Raw genomic sequence first — 19,063 nt, forward strand, 5'->3', positions numbered from 1 at the left:
GTTCAGAGTACGCCGACGAGAGCGGAGATCACCAGGATGCAGACCAGGTTGAGCAGCAGCCCGCACCGAATCATGTCGCGCGCCGCGACGGCGCCGGTGCCGAACACCAGAGCGTTCGGCGGCGTTGCGACCGGCAGCATGAAGGCACAGGACGCCGAAATCGCTGCGGCCACCGCCAGTCCCCGCGGATCGAGGCCAACATCGGGTGCCAGCGCAACGAGCAAGGGCACCAGCAGCGCCGCAGTAGCGGTATTGCTCACCAGCTCCGTCAACATGACCACGAAGGCCACCACGCCGAGCACGATCAACCAGCCCGGCGCGTCGGCCATCACGCTCAGCAAACGGTCGGACAGATAGCCGCTTGCACCGCTGCTTCCGAGCACGGCACCGAGTGCGAGCCCACCGCCGAACAGCAGCAGCACGCCCCACTCGGTCTGCCGCTCGACGTCCTTCCACTCGACCGCCCGGCCAGCCACGAGTGCACTCAGCACGATCAACGCGATCAGCGCATCGATGTCGCCGGCCACACCGAGCAGGCGACCCAGCGGTGCGCCGAACACCCAGGCCAGCACCGCGCAGGCAAACACGACGAGCGTCAGAAGCGCGCCCGGTGTCCAGGCGTAATGCTCGTCCGCCAGCAAGGGCGCGTCGCCGTCGACAGGTGGCCGCAACATTAGCCACAGCACACCGACCATCAGCGGCATAAGCAGCAGTACCGCCGGAATGCCGAAGCGCATCCACTCAGCGAAGCCGATTCCCGCCTGCGCCGCTGCGATGGCGTTGGGCGGGCTGCCGACGAGGGTGCCGATGCCGCCGATGCTGGCGCTGTAGGCCACCCCGAGAAGCACGAAGGTGCGCTCGCGCGCATCCGCCGTGGCGGGTAGCAGTCCGAGCGCAAGCGGCAGCGCCATGACGGCCGCCGCCGTGTTGCTGATCCACATCGACAGCGCGGCAACGAGCACGAACAGCAGCAGATGCGCGCGCAGGCGGCGTCCGCCGGCGAGGGCCATCACACGACGTGCAAGCAGACGATCGAGGCCATGCCGAGACAATGCGGCGGCGAGCGCGAAGCCACCGAGGAACAGGAAAATGATGGGATGGGCAAAGGGCGCGAGCGCCTGCTGCACGCTCATCAGACCTGACAGCACCGCGCACACCGGCACCAACAGTGCGGTGAGGGTCAGCGGCAGCGCCTGCGTCAGCCACAGTGCGCCGATCAGCACGAAGATGGCCAGACCGGCACGCAGGGCGTCATCGGCCGGACCAAGGACATAGACCGCCAACGCGATCAACGTCCCCACCACGCCGCCGGTCATCTGCGCGGACAGAGCGGACATGCGCATGGACTTCCTCCGTGCCGAGCAGCACGACAGCGCGCTCAACAACGCTCCGCCGCAGTGACCGCCAGAAAGCAAAAAGCCGTTCCGGAACGGAACGGCTTGAGCAGATCGGCCTGTGCATCAGCACTGCCAGATAAAACAAATGGTCGGGGCGGCGGGATTCGAACTCGCGACCCCTTGCACCCCATGCAAGTGCGCTACCAGGCTGCGCTACGCCCCGACTCAGCCTGCAAGTATAACAGCGGACTGCCGCTTGAGGGGCCGAGATGCACTAAAAATGACGACGTTCAGCTCAACAGATCGCGCAGCGCTTCGAGTTCACTGCGCAGCGCCGCGACGTCGATTCCGCCGCTCGATGCAGCGTCGGCTGCCGCCGCACGCGGATCGGAATCGTCGAGCCGGTTGCGCGCGCCACTGATGGTGAAGCCTTCCTCGTACAGCAACTGGCGGATACGGCGCACCAGCAGCACTTCGTGGTGCTGGTAGTAGCGCCGGTTGCCGCGCCGCTTCACCGGCTTGAGCTGGGTGAATTCCTGTTCCCAGTAGCGCAGCACGTGCGGCTTCACGCCGCACAGTTCGCTGACTTCGCCGATCGTGAAATAGCGCTTGGCAGGAATTGCAGGCAGCGCCTGCGATTCCTTATTCGTCGTTTCCATCGTAGGCGATGCCCTCGACTGCCGACTTCAGTTTCTGACTGGCATGAAAGGTGACGACGCGCCGCGCCGTGATCGGAATCTCTTCGCCGGTTTTCGGGTTGCGGCCGGGCCGCTGCGGCTTGTCGCGCAGCTGGAAATTGCCGAAGCCCGACAGCTTCACGCCGTCGCCGCTTTCAAGCGCGTCGCGGATTTCGTCAAAAAATGCTTCGACCATATCTTTGGCTTCGCGCTTGTTCAGCCCTACCTGTTCGAACAGCATCTCCGCCAGTTCGGCCTTGGTCAGTGTGGTCATGCGGCTCCCTTCAACTCCTGTCGCCCTGCCGCCTCAGGCGCGCAGCCTTGCCCCGAACTCACGCTGTGCATAGCTCACCAGTTCCTGCACGGCCGCGTCGACTTCCGCGTCCGCCAAAGTACGTTCAGTATCTTGCATAAGTATACGGAAAGCAAAGCTTTTTTCCGTATCTGCAATGCCTTTGCCCTGATACAGGTCGAACAGTGCGATCTCCTGCACGATGCCTGGTGCGACGCTCCGCAGACCGTCGAGCACAGCCGAAGCTGCGGTGCTTCGCGGCAGCAGCAGCGCGATGTCGCGACGCACCGAGGGCTGACGCGACAGCGTGCGATGTGCCGGCATCGGCACTTCGAGCAGCGGTTCGAGATCGAGTTCGAACAGGACCGGCGCCGAACCCAGCTCGTAACGCTGGACCAGTTCCGGGTGCAGCTCTCCGATGCAGCCGATGACGTGTCCGTCGAGGCTGACCGACGCAGATCGCCCCGGATGCAGAGCCGGATGACGTGCCACGGCGAAGGTCGCCTGACGCGGCCACAGCAGCGCCTCGACGTCCGCCTTCACGTCGAAGAAGTCGACCGCACGCGTGGCGACGCCCCACTGTTCGGCACTGTCACCGCCCCAGGCCAGCGCCGCGATACGCAGCGTCTGTGCATAGCCGGCAACCGGCTGGGCACCGGCATCCTTCGCGAAGCAGCGGCCGATCTCGAACACGCGCACGCGCTCGGTCTGGCGACGGCGGTTGGTGGCGACGTTGTCGACCAGACCACCGATCAGCGTCGAGCGCATGACGGACATCTGGCTGGCGATCGGATTGGCGAGCACGACCGGCGCCTCGTTGCCCGCGAAGTCGCTTTCCCAGCGACTTTCGACGAAGGCGAAATTGATCACCTCCTGGTAATCGCGGTCAGCCAGCAGGTGACGCAGCGCAAACGCGCCGCGTCGCGCTTCCGGCAGCGCCGGCATCGCCAGGCGACCCACCGGCGGCACGGTCGGGATGTTGTCGTAGCCGTGCAGACGCGCCAGTTCCTCGATCAGGTCTTCCTCGATGCGCAGATCGAAGCGCCAGCTCGGCGGCTGCACGATGAAATCACTGCCATCGCGCGAGAACGCGAGGCCGAGGCGACCGAGCAGCGCGGCGATCTGGTCGTCGCTGAAACGGATACCGAGCACACGCGCCGCGCGGGCCGGACGCAGGCGCACCGGATCGCGCGACGGCAGTGCGGTGATCTGGTCATCGACCGGACCAGCCTGGCCGCCACACAACTCAAGGATGAGCTGACTGACGCGCTCGACGCCGGCCACCGTGTCGGCGAAGTCGACGCCACGCTCGAAGCGGTGCGCCGCTTCGCTGGAGAAGGCGTAACGACGGGCGCGGCCCTGGATCGCATCGGGCAGCCAGAAGGCCGCTTCGACATAGACGTTGCGCGTGTCGTCGGTGCACGAGGTCGACGCGCCGCCCATGATGCCGGCAAAGCTCTCGACACCGGCGTCGTCGGCGATCACGCCGCAATCGGTGGTGAGTTCGATGGTCTGTTCGTTCAACAGCACCAGCTTTTCACCCGCCTTCGCCCAGCGCACATGCAGGCCGCCCTGCACGCGATCGAGATCGAAAACGTGATTCGGGCGGTTCATTTCCAGCATGACGTAGTTGGAAATGTCGACCAATACCGAAATCGAACGCATGCCGGCACGCTCCAGGCGACGCTTCATCCAGTCCGGCGTCGCCGCACGGGCATTGACGCCACGGATGACGCGGCCTGAAAAACGACCACACAGATCGGCGTGCTCGACCTTCACCGGCAGTACGTCGGCGATGCTCACCGGTGCGGTGGCGATCGTCGGCAGGGTCAGTGGCGCGCCGGTCAGCGCTGCAACCTCGCGGGCGATGCCGGTCATGCCGAAGCAGTCCGCCCGGTTAGGCGTGAGCTTGATGACGAACACATTGTCATCGAGATCGAGGTATTCACGGATGCTGGTGCCCACCGGCGCATCGGCCGGCAGCGCGAGCAGGCCGGAGGCCTCTTCGGAGATGCCCAGTTCGCGTGCCGAACACAGCATGCCGCTGCTCTCGACACCGCGCAGCTTGGCGCGCTTGATGTCGATGCCCGGCAACTTCGCACCCACGGTGGCGCAGGGCACCTTCATGCCAGCGGCGGCATTCGGCGCACCACAGACGATCTGCAGCGGCTCGCCGCCCGCATTGACCTGGCAGACGCGCAGGCGATCCGCGTCCGGGTGCGGCGCCACCGACAGCACTTCCGCAACCACGACGCCGGTGAAAGGCGCCGCCGCCGGATCCAGTTCCTCGACTTCGAGGCCGGCCATCGTCAGCAGGTGAGACAGCGCTGCGGTGTCGATCTCCGGATCGACAAAGCTGCGCAACCACTTTTCGGAAAATTGCATGTCAGTGAAACCTCAGCGGAACTGGCTCAGGAAGCGCACGTCGCCGTCATAGAACAGGCGCAGATCATTGATGCCGTAACGCAGCATGGTCAGGCGATCCGGGCCAAAGCCAAAGGCAAAGCCGGTGTAGCGTTCGGCGTCGATGCCGCAGTGGCCCAGCACGTTCGGATGCACCATGCCGCAACCGGCGATCTCCAGCCAGCGCCCAGCCAGCGGCCCGCTCATGAAGGCGACATCGATTTCCGCCGACGGCTCGGTGAAGGGGAAGAAGGACGGACGGAAGCGCACGTCCAGCTGATCGGTCTCGAAGAAGCGATGCAGGAAGTCGCTCACCACACCCTTGAGGTCGGCGAAGCTGACCGATTCACCGACCCACAGGCCTTCGACCTGATGGAACATCGGCGAGTGAGTCGCATCGGAATCAACGCGATAGACACGGCCGGGCGCGATGATGCGGATTTCCGGCATCACGTCGGCGCCCGCATGACGCGCCACGTGCGCCTGCATGTAGCGCACCTGGATCGGGCTGGTGTGGGTACGCAGCATGACGTCGCTGGCACCTTCCAGATAGAAGGTGTCGTGCATCGAGCGCGCCGGATGATTTTCCGGCGTGTTCAACGCGGTGAAGTTATGGAAGTCGGTTTCGATCTCCGGGCCATCCGCGACGTCGAAGCCGATGCCGCGGAACAGCGTTTCGATGCGCTCCAGCGTGCGCGATACCGGATGCAGACCACCACGACTGCGGCCGCGGCCGGGCAGCGTGACGTCCAGCGCCTCTTCCGCGAGCCGCGCTTCGAGCGCCGCACGGCGCAGCGCGTCGCGACGCGCCTCCAGTGCCGCCTCGACCTTCTGCTTGGCGACGTTGATCGCCGCACCCGCTTCCTTGCGCGCTTCGGGATCGAGCTTGCCCAGCCCTTTGAGCAGTTCGGTCAGGCTGCCCGACTTGCCGAGGTAGCGCGCCTTGACCTGCTCGAGTACGACCGCGTCGGCCGCGGCAGAAAAATCGGATTCAGCTTGCGAAACAAGGGCTTCCAGATCACTCATCGACTTCTACCCAGGTATTTCAGGGACAAAAAAAGGAGGCCTGGCCTCCTTTTTTTGCGTACGGGACGCTCAGGCGGCGAGCTTGGCCTTGGCCTGGTTCGCAATGGCGGCAAACGCAGCCTTGTCGAACACGGCGAGGTCAGCCAGCACCTTGCGGTCCACCTGGATCGACGCCTTGTTCAGGCCGTTGATCAGCGTGGAGTAGGTCATGCCCAGCTCACGTGCGGCGGCGTTGATACGCACGATCCACAGCGAACGGAACTGACGCTTGCGTTGACGACGGTCGCGGTAGGCATATTGCCCCGCCTTCATCACCGCTTCTTTGGCGATCCGGTAGACACTGTTGCGACGGCCGCGGTAACCCTTGGCCTGGTCAAGAACTTTCTTATGACGGGCACGTGCCGTCACGCCACGTTTCACTCTCGGCATGGTTCGGCCTCCTTATGCGTAGGGCAACATGTTGCGGACGCGTGCGTCGTCCGTGGCGTGCACCGCCGTCGTACCGCGAAGCTGACGCTTCGACTTGGTGGTCTTCTTGGTGAGGATGTGGCGCTTGAACGCCTGCGAACGCTTGATGCTGCCGCTCGCCCGGACCTTGAAGCGCTTTGCAGCGCCCTTCTTGGTCTTCATCTTGGGCATGACAAAAACTCCATTTATGTCATCTTCACAGGTGGCCGCGAACCCTTCGCTGCACTTTCAGACCCGTGAATACTTGTTTTGCCGACACTGATGTGTCGGCGACGCGAGGCTTCTGCCTCGCGCATCGCCAGGTATCACCCCGGCAGATTCCTGAGAAGCGTCGGTCAGACCTTCTTCTTCTGGGGAGCCAGCACCATGATCAGCTGTCGCCCTTCAAGCTTCGGAAACTGCTCGACTACAGCCAGTGCTTCGAGATCCGTCTTCACGCGCTCAAGCAGGCGGATACCGAACTCCTGGTGCGCCATTTCACGACCGCGGAAACGAAGGGTGACCTTCGCCTTGTCGCCGTCCTGAAGGAAGCGCGTCAGGTTGCGCAGCTTGATCTGGTAGTCACCCTCGTCCGTACCCGGACGGAACTTGACTTCCTTGACCTGGATCTGCTTCTGCTTGGCTTTCGCCTCGGCAGCGCGCTTGGCTTCCTGGTACTTGAACTTGCCGAAGTCCATCAGACGACAGACCGGCGGCTTGGCAAGCGGCGCAATTTCGACCAGATCAAGTCCAGCCTCTTCCGCCATGGCCAATGCCTGGCGTGAAGACATGATTCCAAGCTGTTCGCCCTCGTCGCCTACGAGGCGGATTTCAGGGGCGTTGATCTCCGAATTGGTGCGCTGCGATTTTTGCTGACTGATGCTCGTACTCCCAAGACGAAAAAAATCAAGCCGTGCGATCGATGCCCCGGGAAGCGATTTCATCAGCGAAACGCTGAATCAGGTCGCTCAAAGGCATCTGCCCGAGATCGATATTTCCGCGGGCACGCACGGCCACCACGTTTGCTGCCTTCTCCTTGTCGCCGACGACAATCTGGTAAGGCAGCTTTTGCAAGCTATGTTCGCGGATTTTATAGTTTATTTTCTCTCCGCGCAAATCGCATTCGACACGCAGACCGGCGTCGCGTAGCGCATTTGCAACGGTTTGAGCGTAATCGGCCTGCGCTTCGGTGATGCTCATCACGACGGCCTGCACCGGCGCGAGCCACAAAGGGAAGTTTCCGGCGTGGTTTTCGATCAGGATGCCGATGAAACGCTCGAGCGAACCGAGCACGGCGCGGTGCAGCATGACCGGACGCTGGCGCGAGTTGTCCTCCGCCACGTACTCGGCGTGCAAACGCTCAGGCAGCACGAAATCGAGCTGCAGCGTACCGCACTGCCACGAGCGACCGATCGCGTCCTTGATGTGGTACTCGATCTTCGGACCGTAGAAGGCCCCCTCGCCGGGCAGTTCCTCCCACTGCATGCCGGATGCCGACAGCGCATCACGCAAGCCAGCCTCGGCGCGATCCCACACGTCGTCGGACCCGGCCCGCTTCGGCGGACGCAGCGACAGCTTGACCGCGACGTCGGTGAAGCCGAAATCGCGATACACGGTCTGCAGCAGTTCGTTGAAGGCGATCACTTCAGACGTGATCTGAGCTTCGGTACAGAAGATGTGTGCATCGTCCTGCACGAAACCGCGCACGCGCATCAGGCCATGCAGCGCGCCGGACGGCTCGTTACGATGGCAGGAGCCGAATTCGGCGATGCGCAGCGGCAGGTCGCGATAGGAATGCAGCGTGTTGTTGAAGATCTGCACGTGGCCCGGGCAGTTCATCGGCTTCACCGCGTAGTCACGCTTCTCCGACTCCGTCGTGAACATGTTCTCGCGGTAGTTCTCCCAGTGGCCGGACTTCTCCCACAGCACACGGTCCATCATCAGCGGCGTTTTCACTTCGCGGTAGCCGGCGCGATCGAGCGCATTACGCATGTACTGCTCGATCTGCTGCCATACCACCCAGCCCTTCGGGTGCCAGAAGACCATGCCCGGCGCCTCTTCCTGCATGTGGAAGAGGTCGAGCTGCTTGGCCAGGCGGCGGTGATCGCGCTTTTCCGCCTCTTCCAGCATGTTCAGATAGGCATCCTGCTCGTCCTTCTTCGCCCAGGCGGTGCCATAGATGCGCTGGAGCATTTCGTTCTTCGCGTCGCCGCGCCAGTAGGCACCGGCCACCTTCATCAGCTTGAACACCTTGAGCTTGCCGGTAGACGGCACGTGCGGGCCGCGACACAGATCGATGAAATCGCCCTCGCGATACAGCGACACGTCCTGGTCGGCCGGAATCGACGCGATGATTTCCGCCTTGTAGTGCTCGCCGATGGACTTGAAGAACTCGACCGCCTTGTCGCGCTGCCACACCTCGCGCGACACCGGAATGTCCTTTTTCGCCAGTTCAGCCATGCGCTGTTCGATCGCCACCAGATCTTCCGGCGTGAACGGGCGTTTGTACGAGAAGTCGTAATAGAAGCCGTTGTCGATCACCGGACCAATTGTCACCTGCGCGTCCGGGAACAGCTCCTTCACCGCATACGCCAGCAGGTGGGCCGTCGAGTGGCGGATCATGTCCAGGCCGTCGGCATCCTTGTCGGTCACGATGGCCAGTTGCGCGTCGTTCTCGATGACGAAGGAGGTATCGACCAGCTTGCCGTCCACACGGCCGGCCAATGCCGCCTTCGCAAGACCTGCGCCGATCGACGCGGCGACGTCGCGCACGGTCACGGCGGATTCGAAACTGCGGACCGAACCATCAGGCAGGGTGATGTTGACCATGGTCTTGCTCCGGAAATCGGTAACGGGGATGTAATGAAATCTATGGACGAAAAAAAAGTGCGGCCTGGGCCGCACTTTTCTGTCTGCGCACGTCAGAACGTGCGTCTTTGGCTGCAGGCCTCAGGCAGTGATCGATACCGGGGTGAAACGAGTTCGCGGTGTCATAACGCTGCCTTTCAAGCCCTGCAGTGTGTGTTGGTAGGCGCGATTGGACTCGAACCAACGACCCCCACCATGTCAAGGTGGTGCTCTAACCAGCTGAGCTACGCGCCTGAAGAGAGCGCGCAAGTATAGCGAAATCTCGCCTCCGTTCAAGACATTTTTTCACGCCCGCCGAGTCAGGCTGTTTTCCACGCCGCAAGATATTCCTTCCAGTGCTCGCCCGGCTGGGCCGCCAGCCACTCGCGGACGAAAGCGATCTCGGCGTCGTACTGCGCGCGGTCCAGCACGCCACGCATCAGCTGGAAGCGCTGGAACACGAGGAAGGTGTTCAGTACGTCGGTTTCGCAGTAATCGCGGATGCCGGCAATCTCGCCGCGCTGCCATGCACCCCATACCGCCGAACCATCCATGCCCAGCTTGCCGGGGAAACCGATCAGCTTCGCCAGATCGTCGAGCGGCGCATTGCCACGCCCCTGATACAGCGCGAGCAGGTCCATCAGATCGAGGTGGCGCGAATGGTAGCGACTGATGTAGTTGTTCCACTTGAATTCGCGCGCGTCCGGCCCGTCGCCCTCGCCCATTTCCCAATAGCGCGGCGCGGTCACGCCGTGAATCAGACCGCGGTAGTGCAGCACCGGCAGGTCGAAGCCGGCGCCGTTCCACGACACGATCTGCGGCGTCAGCTTCTCGATACCCTCGTAGAAGCGCTGGATGATCTGGCCCTCGCCGTTCTCCGGCTCGGACAGCGACCACACCTTCAGCGATTTCGCATCGCGCAGCGCGCACGAAATGACCACCACGCGCTGCAGATGCAAGGGCAGGAAATCGTGACCGACGGCAGCGCGACGTTGCTGGAAGGCGAACTCGGCCACCTCGGCGTCGGACAGCTCATCGGGCAGATTGTTGAGCGCGCGGATGCCGGCGACGTCCGGAATGCTTTCGATATCGAATACGAGTACGGCGGCCATGAAAATCCCGTGATGACTTTGTGTTGTTGTTCGAATGCAGTTACTTGCGCGACCACTGCCCGCCGGACTGGATGTACCAGCCCGACTGCGCGCGCTCGATCCAGCGCTGTGCGAAGGTCGAGCGGATGTCAGCCTCCCATTCCGGGTGACCGTTGGCGCGGGCGATCTCGCGGTAGAGGGCGGCGCGGTCAGTGTTCTCCTGCGCAACAAGGCCCTGTACCGCTTGCCGTTGCGCCAGCGGCACCGCATTGGCATCGCGCAGCACGACATTGCCGTCGGCACCCAGACCGACCGCACCGGACGCGTAATGCGCCGCAAGCTGCGTGTGTCTTGCCTGCATGCTTGACTTGATCTGGCTGATCGCCGGCGTGTTGATCTCGATATTGCCCTGCGCCCATGCCGTCGCCGCCCACATCGCGCCGAGCAGGACCATGCGTTTCAGTGTGTTCATTGCTGATTTCCCTCCGGCTGGGCCTTGCTGTCCTGTTCCTTCTTCAGCTGCCACACCTCGTCGATGATGCGGTCGGCCGCCTTCTCTGCCGCTGCAGCGGGGAAATAGATATTGATGGTGACGCACGCCGCCGACAGCGCAGCGCCCGTCAGCATCAGGCAGATCGTCCTGGTCATCGCATTCGTCATCGTGTCTCCATTCATTTGACGACCGGCTTTGCGTCGGTCACCCGCCGCAGTCGCTCGATCAACTCCGGCCAGTCGACGCGCCGATTGTAGCCAACCACGCTGAGCGCCGGGATGCCGCCACCCTCGATCAGCATGAATCCGTCGCCGCGCGGCGCGATGCCGTCCATATCGCACACCCCGTCGCGCAGCACGCAGGACAGGCCGATCCGGCGATAGCCGAAGCGCTCGAAGAACCCGAGGAAGCTGCGCTGTATCGCTGCCGCCGCACCCGGTCCGCCGAGCGCGGTGATGTTCTGCACTGCGCGCTGGCTGATCACGCGCGGATAGTCGCCCGCACTTGACCGTATGTGCGCGTCGAAGGCCACAGGCCGCCAGCGCAGCAGTTCCAGCCCCTTCACGTCGCCGTCGAGACGGCCGGTGACGCGGCCGAACTTCACGGTGTCGGTCAGCGCCTCCAGATCGATGTAACGCATCTGGAGGTCAGCAAGAACACGCGGCGTCGTCCCGAGGGGTTCGATCACGCGCAGCCCGGTGGCGGCAACGTAGCCGTCGAACACGCGGATCAGCAGTTGACCATCCAGTGAGAGCACGCCGTCGCGCCAGCTTACGTGCGGCACGCTGGCACCCAGGCTGCCGGCCATGCGGGGCAGCCCGAGCGCCTCGCTCAACGCGGGCATGGATACCGGCTCGAGGTCGAAAGACAGGTCACCGCGCCAGCGACCGTCGTCCTTCCGGAATTCGAGGAGATTGAGCCGCAGGCCGGCATCGATGACCGGAATGCGCACCGGCTGCAGCGACACCCGGTCAGCCGCCACGCTGGCCTTCAGATCGAAGGCACCGAACGGCAACCGGTCGAAGTGCGCCGACGTGACCGCTGCGTGCGGCTCGGTCGGCACATCTCGCTGCCACGGAAGAACCGCGGTCACGCCATCGAGCGACCAGCGCCCCGACTTGTCGGCGACCGCCGCATCTGCCAGACGCAGCGTCACGGCCGTCGCCCCCTGCGGGTCGAACTCGGCGACAAGATCGGCGCGACCGGACACTGCGAAGGTCGGCCAGCCGCGCGCGGCGAACAGCGGTTCGACAAAGCGCGTATTCAGCGCATCGAGATCGAACGAACGGCCCTCGACGCGCGCGCGCGTCAGCGTTGCCGGCGACCGCGCGAAGAGTGCCTCCAGGTTCAGCCGCCCCACGCCGGCCAGATCCAGCGTGCCGGCGCGCAGTTCAAGGCCGCCTGCAGTCAGCACGAAATCGCTCGCCAGCGTCGTACCGCCACCCTTCAGGTAGATGCTGTCCCACAGCAGTTCGCCCGCCCGCCAGTCAACCGAGGCGCGGCCGAGCCAGTCTTCGCCCTGCCGGGTGGCGTCAAGAGCGAGTGCGAGCGACATGCCCTCGGCGGCGCGCAGGCCGTCAGCCGACGCAAATCGTGCATCGGTCAGCAGCAGACGCGCCTCGATATGCGGCGATCGCGCGGCGCCGAAATCCTTCAGCACGGCTTCGACGTCGGCGCGACCCGCCGGCGCATAGTCCTTCAGCAAGGACTGCAGCGCAGGTTCCAGCGCGAGCAGGCGGGCGATATCGACCGCCTTGGCCTGTAGCGCCAGATGCGGGTGCGCACCCGCCAAGGCACCGCCGACAGTGACGCGCAGGTCCGGTGAAAACCGGACATTCGCGTCGAGCACCCGTTGGGCACCGCGCACCGAAAAATCGAGCGGCCACGGACCGTAGCCGCGCGCACGCAGCACACCACCGCGACAGCGCTGTTCGGGCAAGGTGGAAAAATCAGCGCAGTCGAGCTGCACCTGCTGCAGCATGCGCCCGGCAATCAACGCGCGTGCTGCACGGACGCGCGCACGGCCACCGTCCAGTGCAGTGGCCTCGACATGCACGTCTTCCAGCGTGATGGCCGACGCCGACAGCCGGTCGAAGCGAAGCTCGAAGGCGGCATCGGCAGCGAGCGGCATCGCCGCCAGCATCAGCGCAAGAAGGAAGCCCCGCAGGCGATCAGGAAGGGAAGACACCCGTGGACAGGTAGCGGTCGCCGCGGTCGCACACGATGCTGACGATGGTCGCATTCTCGACCTCGGCCGCGATGCGCAGCGCAACGACCATCGCACCGCCCGAACTGATGCCGGCGCAGATGCCTTCTTCGCGCGCCAGGCGGCGGGTCATGTCCTCGGCGTCGTGCTGGCCGACGTACTCCAGCCGATCGACACGAGTACGGTCGTAGATCTTCGGCAGATAGGCCTCGGGCCACTTGCGGATGCCCGGAATCTGCGCTCCCTCCTCCGGCTGGCAGCCGATGATCTGGATCGCCGGGTTCTGCGATTTCAGATAGGTCGAGGTGCCCATGATGGTGCCCGTGGTGCCCATCGAACTGACGAAGTGGGTGACACGCCCTTCGGTGTCGCGCCAGATCTCCGGCCCCGTTCCTTCGATGTGCGCGCGCGGGTTGTCGCTGTTGCCGAACTGGTCGAGGATGACGCCGCGGCCTTCATCGCGCAATTTCTCGGCGGTATCGCGCGCCAGTTCCATGCTGCCTTCCTTAGCCGTCAGCACCAGTTCCGCGCCATAGGCGGCCATGCTCTGCCGGCGCTCGATACTCTGGTTCTCGGGCATCACCAGAATCATCCTGTAGCCGCGCATCGCCGCCACCATCGCCAGCGCGATGCCGGTGTTGCCGCTGGTCGCCTCGATCAGCGTGTCGCCCGGCTTGATGTCGCCGCGCTCTTCCGCGCGCTTGATCATGGACAGCGCAGGCCTGTCCTTGACCGAACCGGCCGGGTTATTGCCTTCCAGCTTCGCCAGGATGACGTTGCCGCGGCGGTCGTTGTCGGCACCCGGAATGCGCTGCAGGCGCACCAGCGGCGTGTTGCCGACGAAATCTTCGAGAGTCTTGTAGTGCATGGCTGCCTTGGAGTCGGTGAGGCCGTCTCAGCGCGAGCCGGCCGGTTTAGGTGGCGCGCCCGCCGGCTTTGGCGGCGCGGACGATGGAGCATCTGCTGCAGTGTCGGCCGATGGAGCAGACGACTGGGCGGGCGCACTGCTGCCCGCCGGCCGGGGCGGCGCACCGGCCGGTCGTGCCGGCGGTGCGGAGGCGTTACCCGATGTGGCGTGCGCTGTGCCGCCTGCCGGACGCGGCGGCGGCGAGGATGCTACGGGTTTCGGTGCGCTGGCGGCAGCAGGCCTGGCGGGCGGCACAGGTGCTTCGGGTACCGGCACCGGGGCTTGCGCGGGCGCCTGCGCCGTACCGCGCCGGCGCATCAGTACGAAAGCGATCGCTGCGCCGACGGCAATGAGCGCCGCGATCCACCACGGAAAACCGCCGGACGACGCCGGCGCGGCAACCGGACCTGCGGGCACGTCGGCACGCGGCACGACGGGTGCCGACGTGCCCGCGCCGACGATCAGCAGCGGCTTCAGTTCGGCAAAGGTCTTGTCACCGATGCCCTTCACGTTGCGCAGTTCGTCCACCGAGGTGAAGGGGCCGTTCTTCGTACGGTGCTCGATGATGGCCTGCGCTCGGCTCGGCCCGACGCCGGGCAATGCGTCGAGTTCGGCTTCCGTGGCACTGTTCAGGTCGAGTACCGCGAACACGGGCGCGGCAAGCAGGCACAGCAGCATGCAGAACAGGCGACGCATGACGACTCCCGGAACGATGACCGTGGAAGGATACCGCTCAGGCGGCGCCGTGGCGCAGGTCGGCGGCGAGTTCGTCGAGCGCGCACACGGCGGTGCCCAGCTTGCCGACCACGATGCCGGCCGCACGGTTGGCCAGGCGCATCGCGTCGACCTGCGAACAGCCGCTGGCCATCATGACCGCCATGGTGGCGATCACCGTGTCGCCAGCGCCGCTGACGTCATATACCTCGCGCGCGAGCGCGCTCTCGTGCACCACGCCGTCGGCCGAATACAGACTCATGCCGGCGTCCGAGCGGGTCAGCAGCAACGCACCCAGCCCCAGTTCGTCGCGCAGCGCGGTGGCGCGACGCGCCAGGTCGTCGTCGTCAGCCCAGCTGCCGACCACTTCGCGCAATTCGCTGCGGTTCGGCTTGAGCAGCGTGGCGCCGGCGTAACGCGTGTAGTCGTCGCCCTTGGGATCGACCAGCACCGGCTTTCCGGCCGCGCGCGCGATGTCCATCATGTCGCGGATGTCGGCCAGGGCGCCCTTGCCGTAGTCGGACAGGATGACCACGTCGACGTCCTTCACGCGGCGTGCGAACTCGTCGAGCTTGGCGCACAGCACCTCGCGCGCCGGCGCGCTCTCGAAGTCGATGCGCAGCAACTGCTGCTGGCGGCCGATCACGCGCAGCTTGATCGTGGTATCGAGCTGCGGGTCCTCATGCAGGCTGGCGAAGATGTGCGCGGCCTTCATCTGTGCGCGCAGGGTGCGACCGGCGTCGTCGGCGCCGACCACCGACAGCAGGCTCACCTTCGCCCCCAGCGCCGCGCAGTTGCGCGCCACGTTGGCGGCACCACCCGGTCTTTCCTCGACGCGGTCAATCTTGACCACCGGCACCGGCGCTTCGGGGGAGATGCGCTGCACGTCACCGAACCAGTAGCGGTCCAGCATCACGTCGCCAGCGACCAGGATGCGCGCGTTGCGGGTATCGGGAAGCGTCAGGCTCATACGGTGCTCGATGCGTTGATCAGGGTGTCAGGTCGAATTCTTCGGTGCGCTTGGGCGGATAGGTCTCCCAGCCGCCGCAGGCCGGGCAATGCCAGTGGAACTGACGCGCCTTGAAGCCGCAGCTGTCGCAACGGTAGCGCGCAACGCGACGCGTGTGCGCGTGGATGATGTTCTTCATCAGATCGGAATCGGGGCGTGCCTCCGGCGGCAGCGTCTGCATCTGCGCCTCCAGCAGCTTGTCCAGACCGAGCAGGGTCGGATTGCGGCGCAGTTCCTCGCGTACCAGTGTCAGCGCGCCCGTCGGGCCTTCGGTGTCGAGTTCCTCCTTGAACACGACGTCGAGCAGATCGAGCGAAGCGTGCCGTTCGAGATAGCTCTTCAGCAGCGTGATGCCCTGGCGTTCGCGCCCGAGCTTGCGGTAGGCGTCGGCCATGCGCGAGGCCACCAGCGCCAGATAGACCGGATTCTGCTGCTCGATGCGCTGCCAGTGCTCGATTGCCTCTTCCCACTTCTGCTCAGCGGCGGCCGCATCACCGAGCAGCATCAATGCGCGCACGCACTTGCGATGCGTGGTCAGTGCCTCGCCGAGCAGGCTTCGCGCGTCGCCCATGCGGGACTGCGCAAGCGCCTGTGTGGCGAGTTCGCACAGGAACTGCGCGATGTCCTTCTGCGCACGGTGCGATTCGTTTTCCGGCAGCGCACGGGCGATGTCTATCGCCTTGTGCCACTCCTTTTCCTGCTGGTAGATGTCCAGCAGGTGATGCAGGGCCTCTATATCGACAGCACTGCCACGCAGGCCGACGAATGCCTCCTCTGCGCGGTCCAGCAGTCCGGCCTTGAGAAAGTCGAGGCCCAGTTCGAGGCGCGCATTCAGCCGCTGTTCGGCACGCACGTCCTCGCGGGCGGCGAGCGCCTGATGGATCTGGATCGCACGATCGGTTTCACCACGACGGCGGAACAGATTGCCCAGCGCAAATTGCAGCTCCACCGTCTGCGGGTCCTTGCTCGTCGCCTCGATGAAGGAGTCGATGGCGCGGTCCGGCTGTTCGTTCAGCAGGAAATTCAGGCCGGCGAAATAGGAGCGCGGCAGCGCGCGCGACTCGCGCACCAGATGCCGGATGTCGATGCGCGCGGCAAGCCAGCCCAGCCCGAAGAAGAGCGGCAGGGCCAGGAGCCACCAGAGTTCGATTTCCATGTGGGAAGGGGGTCAGTCGGCGGTCGGCGATTGTCCGTCGTGCGCGGCGCGACTGCGCGCCAGCGACCACCCGGCCAATGCGCCCAGCAGGGCGCCGAAGAAGAACAGAGCGAGCAGTACGAGGGACAACTCCACGCGCCACTCGTGTCCGAAGAAGAAGCGCACCGTCACCGGATCACTGTTGCGGGCCGCGAGGCCGAGCAGCAACAGGAAGACGACGATGCGCAGCAGCCAGTTAAGTATCGCCATTGCGGCGGATTTCAGGCCACGAGGCCTGCAGTGTTCAGCGCGTTGTCGACGCGCTCGCGCAGTTCCTTGCCCGCCTTGAAATGCGGTACCCGCTTCTCCGGAACCATGACCTTCTCGCCCGACTTCGGGTTACGGCCCACGCGCGGCGGGCGATGGTTCAGCGAAAAGCTGCCGAAACCGCGGATTTCGATGCGATCGCCGCGCACCAGCGCTGCGGTCATTTCATCGAGGATCATCTTCACGGCGTAATCGGCGTCCTTGGCGACCAGTTGCGGGAAGCGGGTGGCCAACCGGGTGATCAGTTCGGATTTGGTCATGACGTATCAGATGAGCGATTTCAACCTTGCCGGGTGATGACAAGACAACGCCGCCCGCAGGCGGCGTTGTCACGTGAACACCGATCGTGCGAAACGATCAGGAGTTCTTCAGCTTCGCCTTCAGCAGCGCGCCGAGGTTGGTCGTGCCACTGCTGGCCGACGTACCCTCTGCCTGGATCTTCTGGATGGCGTCATTCTGTTCAGCCTGATCCTTCGCACGCACCGACAGCGTGATCGAACGGGTCTTGCGGTCCAGATTGACGATCATCGCCTCGACCTCGTCGCCGACGTTGAGGATGGTCGTCAGGTCTTCGACGCGGTCACGCGAAGCTTCCGATGCGCGCAGGTAGCCTTCGACATCTTCGTTCAGCGCGATCACGGCGCCCTTGGCATCCACCGTCTTCACGGTGCCGCGCACGACGCTGTTCTTGTCGTGGGTGGCGATGAAGTTGGTGAAGGGATCTCCATCCATCTGCTTGACGCCGAGCGAGATGCGCTCGCGCTCGACATCGATCGACAGCACGACGGCCTCGACTTCGTCGCCCTTCTTGTAGTTGCGCACGGCTTCTTCGCCGGGCAGCGACCACGACAGGTCGGACAGGTGAACCAGGCCATCGATGGCGCCGGTCAGACCGATGAACACGCCAAAGTCGGTGATCGACTTGATCTGGCCACGGACCTTGTCGCCCTTCTTGTGATTCATCGAGAAGTCTTCCCACGGATTCGGCATGCACTGCTTCATGCCCAGCGAAATCCGGCGACGGTCTTCGTCGATTTCCAGAATCATCACTTCGACCTCGTCGCCCAGCTGGACAACCTTGGTCGGGTGGATGTTCTTGTTGGTCCAGTCCATTTCGGACACGTGGACCAGGCCTTCAATGCCCTGCTCGATTTCGACGAATGCGCCGTAATCAGTCAGGTTGGTCACCTTGCCGAACAGGCGGGTGCCCTGCGGGTAGCGGCGCGAGATGCCCACCCACGGATCTTCGCCCAGCTGCTTGAGACCCAGCGACACGCGGTTCTTCTCGGCGTCGAACTTGAGCACCTTGGCTTCGACTTCGTCACCGACCGCCAGCACTTCCGACGGGTGACGCACGCGGCGCCAGGCCAGATCGGTGATGTGCAGCAGGCCGTCGATGCCACCGAGGTCGACGAACGCGCCGTAGTCGGTGATGTTCTTGACGATACCCTTGACGACGGTGCCTTCCTTGAGGTTCTCGAGCAGCTTTTCGCGCTCTTCACCGGCGGTCAGTTCGAGCACGGCGCGACGCGACACAACGACGTTGTTGCGCTTGCGGTCGAGCTTGATGACCTTGAATTCGAATTCCTTGTTCTCGTACGGCGTGGTGTCCTTGACCGGACGCAGGTCGACCAGCGAACCCGGCAGGAAGGCGCGGATGCCGTTGGTCATGACGGTCAGGCCACCCTTGACCTTGCCCGACACCAGACCCTTGACGATGGAGCCATCGCCCAGTGCCTTTTCCAGTTCGTTCCATGCGGCGATGCGCTTGGCCTTGTCGCGGGACAGGCGGGTTTCACCGTAGCCGTCCTCGAGCATTTCGATTGCAACGCTGACGTAATCGCCGGGGGCGACCGTCAGTTCACCGCGATCGGTGCGGAATTCGTCGATCGAGATATAGCTTTCCGACTTCAGGCCGGCATTGACGACGACGAAATTCTGATCCACGCGCATGACTTCGGCGGTGATGACTTCACCGGCGCGCATTTCCTGGCGCGTGAGGCTTTCCTCGAACAGCGCGGCAAAACTTTCCATGGAGTCGGACGACTGGGCAACTTGGGACATTGGCAAAAGCCGCTTGCGCGGCAACGGGTTAGGTATGAACACAGCAGGGAGCGACTTGCTCGCCCCGTGCGCCTTGGACTGCCGACGT

General features: G+C 64.4%; 20 protein-coding genes and 2 tRNA genes. All 22 read right to left on the reverse strand.

Annotated features, from left to right (window positions below; genetic code table 11):
• Positions 1–2 precede the first annotated feature (2 nt).
• Positions 3–1,337 carry an SLC13 family permease gene (locus WDZ97_RS09350; RefSeq protein WP_425762564.1) on the reverse strand — a complete coding sequence of 445 codons (1,335 nt, stop codon included), beginning with the start codon at positions 1,335–1,337 and terminating at the stop codon, positions 3–5.
• Positions 1,338–1,483: 146 nt separating this feature from the next.
• Positions 1,484–1,560, reverse strand: a tRNA-Pro gene (locus WDZ97_RS09355).
• A gap of 67 nt (positions 1,561–1,627) precedes the next feature.
• Entirely contained in the window at positions 1,628–1,996 is a 369-nt protein-coding gene (locus tag WDZ97_RS09360; RefSeq protein WP_304003692.1) for a MerR family transcriptional regulator, read from the reverse strand.
• Positions 1,980–2,288, reverse strand: coding sequence for an integration host factor subunit alpha (locus WDZ97_RS09365; protein ID WP_008062640.1), 309 nt, complete (start codon positions 2,286–2,288; stop codon positions 1,980–1,982). The genes WDZ97_RS09360 and WDZ97_RS09365 overlap by 17 nt, the downstream gene beginning before the upstream one ends.
• A 33-nt stretch (positions 2,289–2,321) precedes the next feature.
• The gene (gene pheT / locus WDZ97_RS09370) at positions 2,322–4,691 is read right to left on the reverse strand and encodes a phenylalanine--tRNA ligase subunit beta (RefSeq protein WP_425762565.1); all 2,370 of its coding nucleotides are present in this window, start codon (positions 4,689–4,691) and stop codon (positions 2,322–2,324) included.
• Between the two features lie 12 nt (positions 4,692–4,703).
• A complete protein-coding gene (gene pheS, locus WDZ97_RS09375) occupies positions 4,704–5,735 on the reverse strand; it encodes a phenylalanine--tRNA ligase subunit alpha (protein WP_020163954.1) in 1,032 nt (343 codons plus the stop codon).
• A 69-nt stretch (positions 5,736–5,804) separates the two neighbouring features.
• Complete coding sequence (gene rplT / locus WDZ97_RS09380) at positions 5,805–6,164, reverse strand: 50S ribosomal protein L20 (RefSeq protein WP_024300567.1); 360 nt, start codon at positions 6,162–6,164, stop codon at positions 5,805–5,807.
• Between the two features lie 12 nt (positions 6,165–6,176).
• A complete protein-coding gene (gene rpmI / locus WDZ97_RS09385) occupies positions 6,177–6,374 on the reverse strand; it encodes a 50S ribosomal protein L35 (RefSeq protein WP_019919094.1) in 198 nt (65 codons plus the stop codon).
• Between the two features lie 164 nt (positions 6,375–6,538).
• Complete coding sequence (infC, locus tag WDZ97_RS09390) at positions 6,539–7,126, reverse strand: translation initiation factor IF-3 (protein ID WP_081629073.1); 588 nt, start codon at positions 7,124–7,126, stop codon at positions 6,539–6,541.
• Positions 7,089–9,011, reverse strand: a complete 1,923-nt coding sequence (gene thrS / locus WDZ97_RS09395; RefSeq protein ID WP_304003690.1) for a threonine--tRNA ligase — start codon at positions 9,009–9,011, stop codon at positions 7,089–7,091. The genes infC and thrS overlap by 38 nt, the downstream gene beginning before the upstream one ends.
• Positions 9,012–9,207: 196 nt before the next feature.
• Positions 9,208–9,284 (reverse strand) — tRNA-Val (locus WDZ97_RS09400).
• A gap of 65 nt (positions 9,285–9,349) precedes the next feature.
• Positions 9,350–10,141 carry a 3'-5' exonuclease gene (locus WDZ97_RS09405; RefSeq protein WP_304007000.1) on the reverse strand — a complete coding sequence of 264 codons (792 nt, stop codon included), beginning with the start codon at positions 10,139–10,141 and terminating at the stop codon, positions 9,350–9,352.
• Between the two features lie 40 nt (positions 10,142–10,181).
• Entirely contained in the window at positions 10,182–10,592 is a 411-nt protein-coding gene (locus WDZ97_RS09410; RefSeq protein WP_425762566.1) for a YdbL family protein, read from the reverse strand.
• The gene (locus tag WDZ97_RS09415; RefSeq protein WP_425762567.1) at positions 10,589–10,768 is read right to left on the reverse strand and encodes a hypothetical protein; all 180 of its coding nucleotides are present in this window, start codon (positions 10,766–10,768) and stop codon (positions 10,589–10,591) included. The genes WDZ97_RS09410 and WDZ97_RS09415 overlap by 4 nt, the downstream gene beginning before the upstream one ends.
• A 23-nt stretch (positions 10,769–10,791) precedes the next feature.
• The gene (locus tag WDZ97_RS09420) at positions 10,792–12,801 is read right to left on the reverse strand and encodes a hypothetical protein (protein WP_425762568.1); all 2,010 of its coding nucleotides are present in this window, start codon (positions 12,799–12,801) and stop codon (positions 10,792–10,794) included.
• A complete protein-coding gene (gene cysM, locus WDZ97_RS09425; protein WP_425762569.1) occupies positions 12,785–13,687 on the reverse strand; it encodes a cysteine synthase CysM in 903 nt (300 codons plus the stop codon). The genes WDZ97_RS09420 and cysM overlap by 17 nt, the downstream gene beginning before the upstream one ends.
• Positions 13,688–13,714: 27 nt before the next feature.
• Positions 13,715–14,422: a ComEA family DNA-binding protein gene (locus tag WDZ97_RS09430; RefSeq protein WP_425762570.1), complete on the reverse strand. Its 708-nt coding sequence runs from the start codon at positions 14,420–14,422 to the stop codon at positions 13,715–13,717.
• A 37-nt stretch (positions 14,423–14,459) separates the two neighbouring features.
• Positions 14,460–15,410 (reverse strand): D-glycero-beta-D-manno-heptose-7-phosphate kinase, encoded by a 951-nt coding sequence (gene rfaE1, locus WDZ97_RS09435; protein ID WP_425762571.1) that lies wholly within the window; start codon positions 15,408–15,410, stop codon positions 14,460–14,462.
• A gap of 19 nt (positions 15,411–15,429) precedes the next feature.
• The gene (gene lapB / locus WDZ97_RS09440) at positions 15,430–16,605 is read right to left on the reverse strand and encodes a lipopolysaccharide assembly protein LapB (protein WP_304006988.1); all 1,176 of its coding nucleotides are present in this window, start codon (positions 16,603–16,605) and stop codon (positions 15,430–15,432) included.
• Positions 16,606–16,617: 12 nt separating this feature from the next.
• Positions 16,618–16,854, reverse strand: coding sequence for a LapA family protein (locus WDZ97_RS09445; protein ID WP_020163942.1), 237 nt, complete (start codon positions 16,852–16,854; stop codon positions 16,618–16,620).
• Between the two features lie 11 nt (positions 16,855–16,865).
• Entirely contained in the window at positions 16,866–17,171 is a 306-nt protein-coding gene (locus tag WDZ97_RS09450) for an integration host factor subunit beta (protein ID WP_019919106.1), read from the reverse strand.
• Positions 17,172–17,268: 97 nt separating this feature from the next.
• Positions 17,269–18,975, reverse strand: a complete 1,707-nt coding sequence (rpsA, locus tag WDZ97_RS09455) for a 30S ribosomal protein S1 (protein WP_024300568.1) — start codon at positions 18,973–18,975, stop codon at positions 17,269–17,271.
• Between the last annotated feature and the right edge of the window lie 88 nt (positions 18,976–19,063).

It is taken from the genome of Methyloversatilis sp. MC4-4 (genome assembly GCF_049843555.1).
GTDB classification, from domain to species: Bacteria; Pseudomonadota; Gammaproteobacteria; order Burkholderiales; family Rhodocyclaceae; genus Methyloversatilis; species Methyloversatilis discipulorum_B.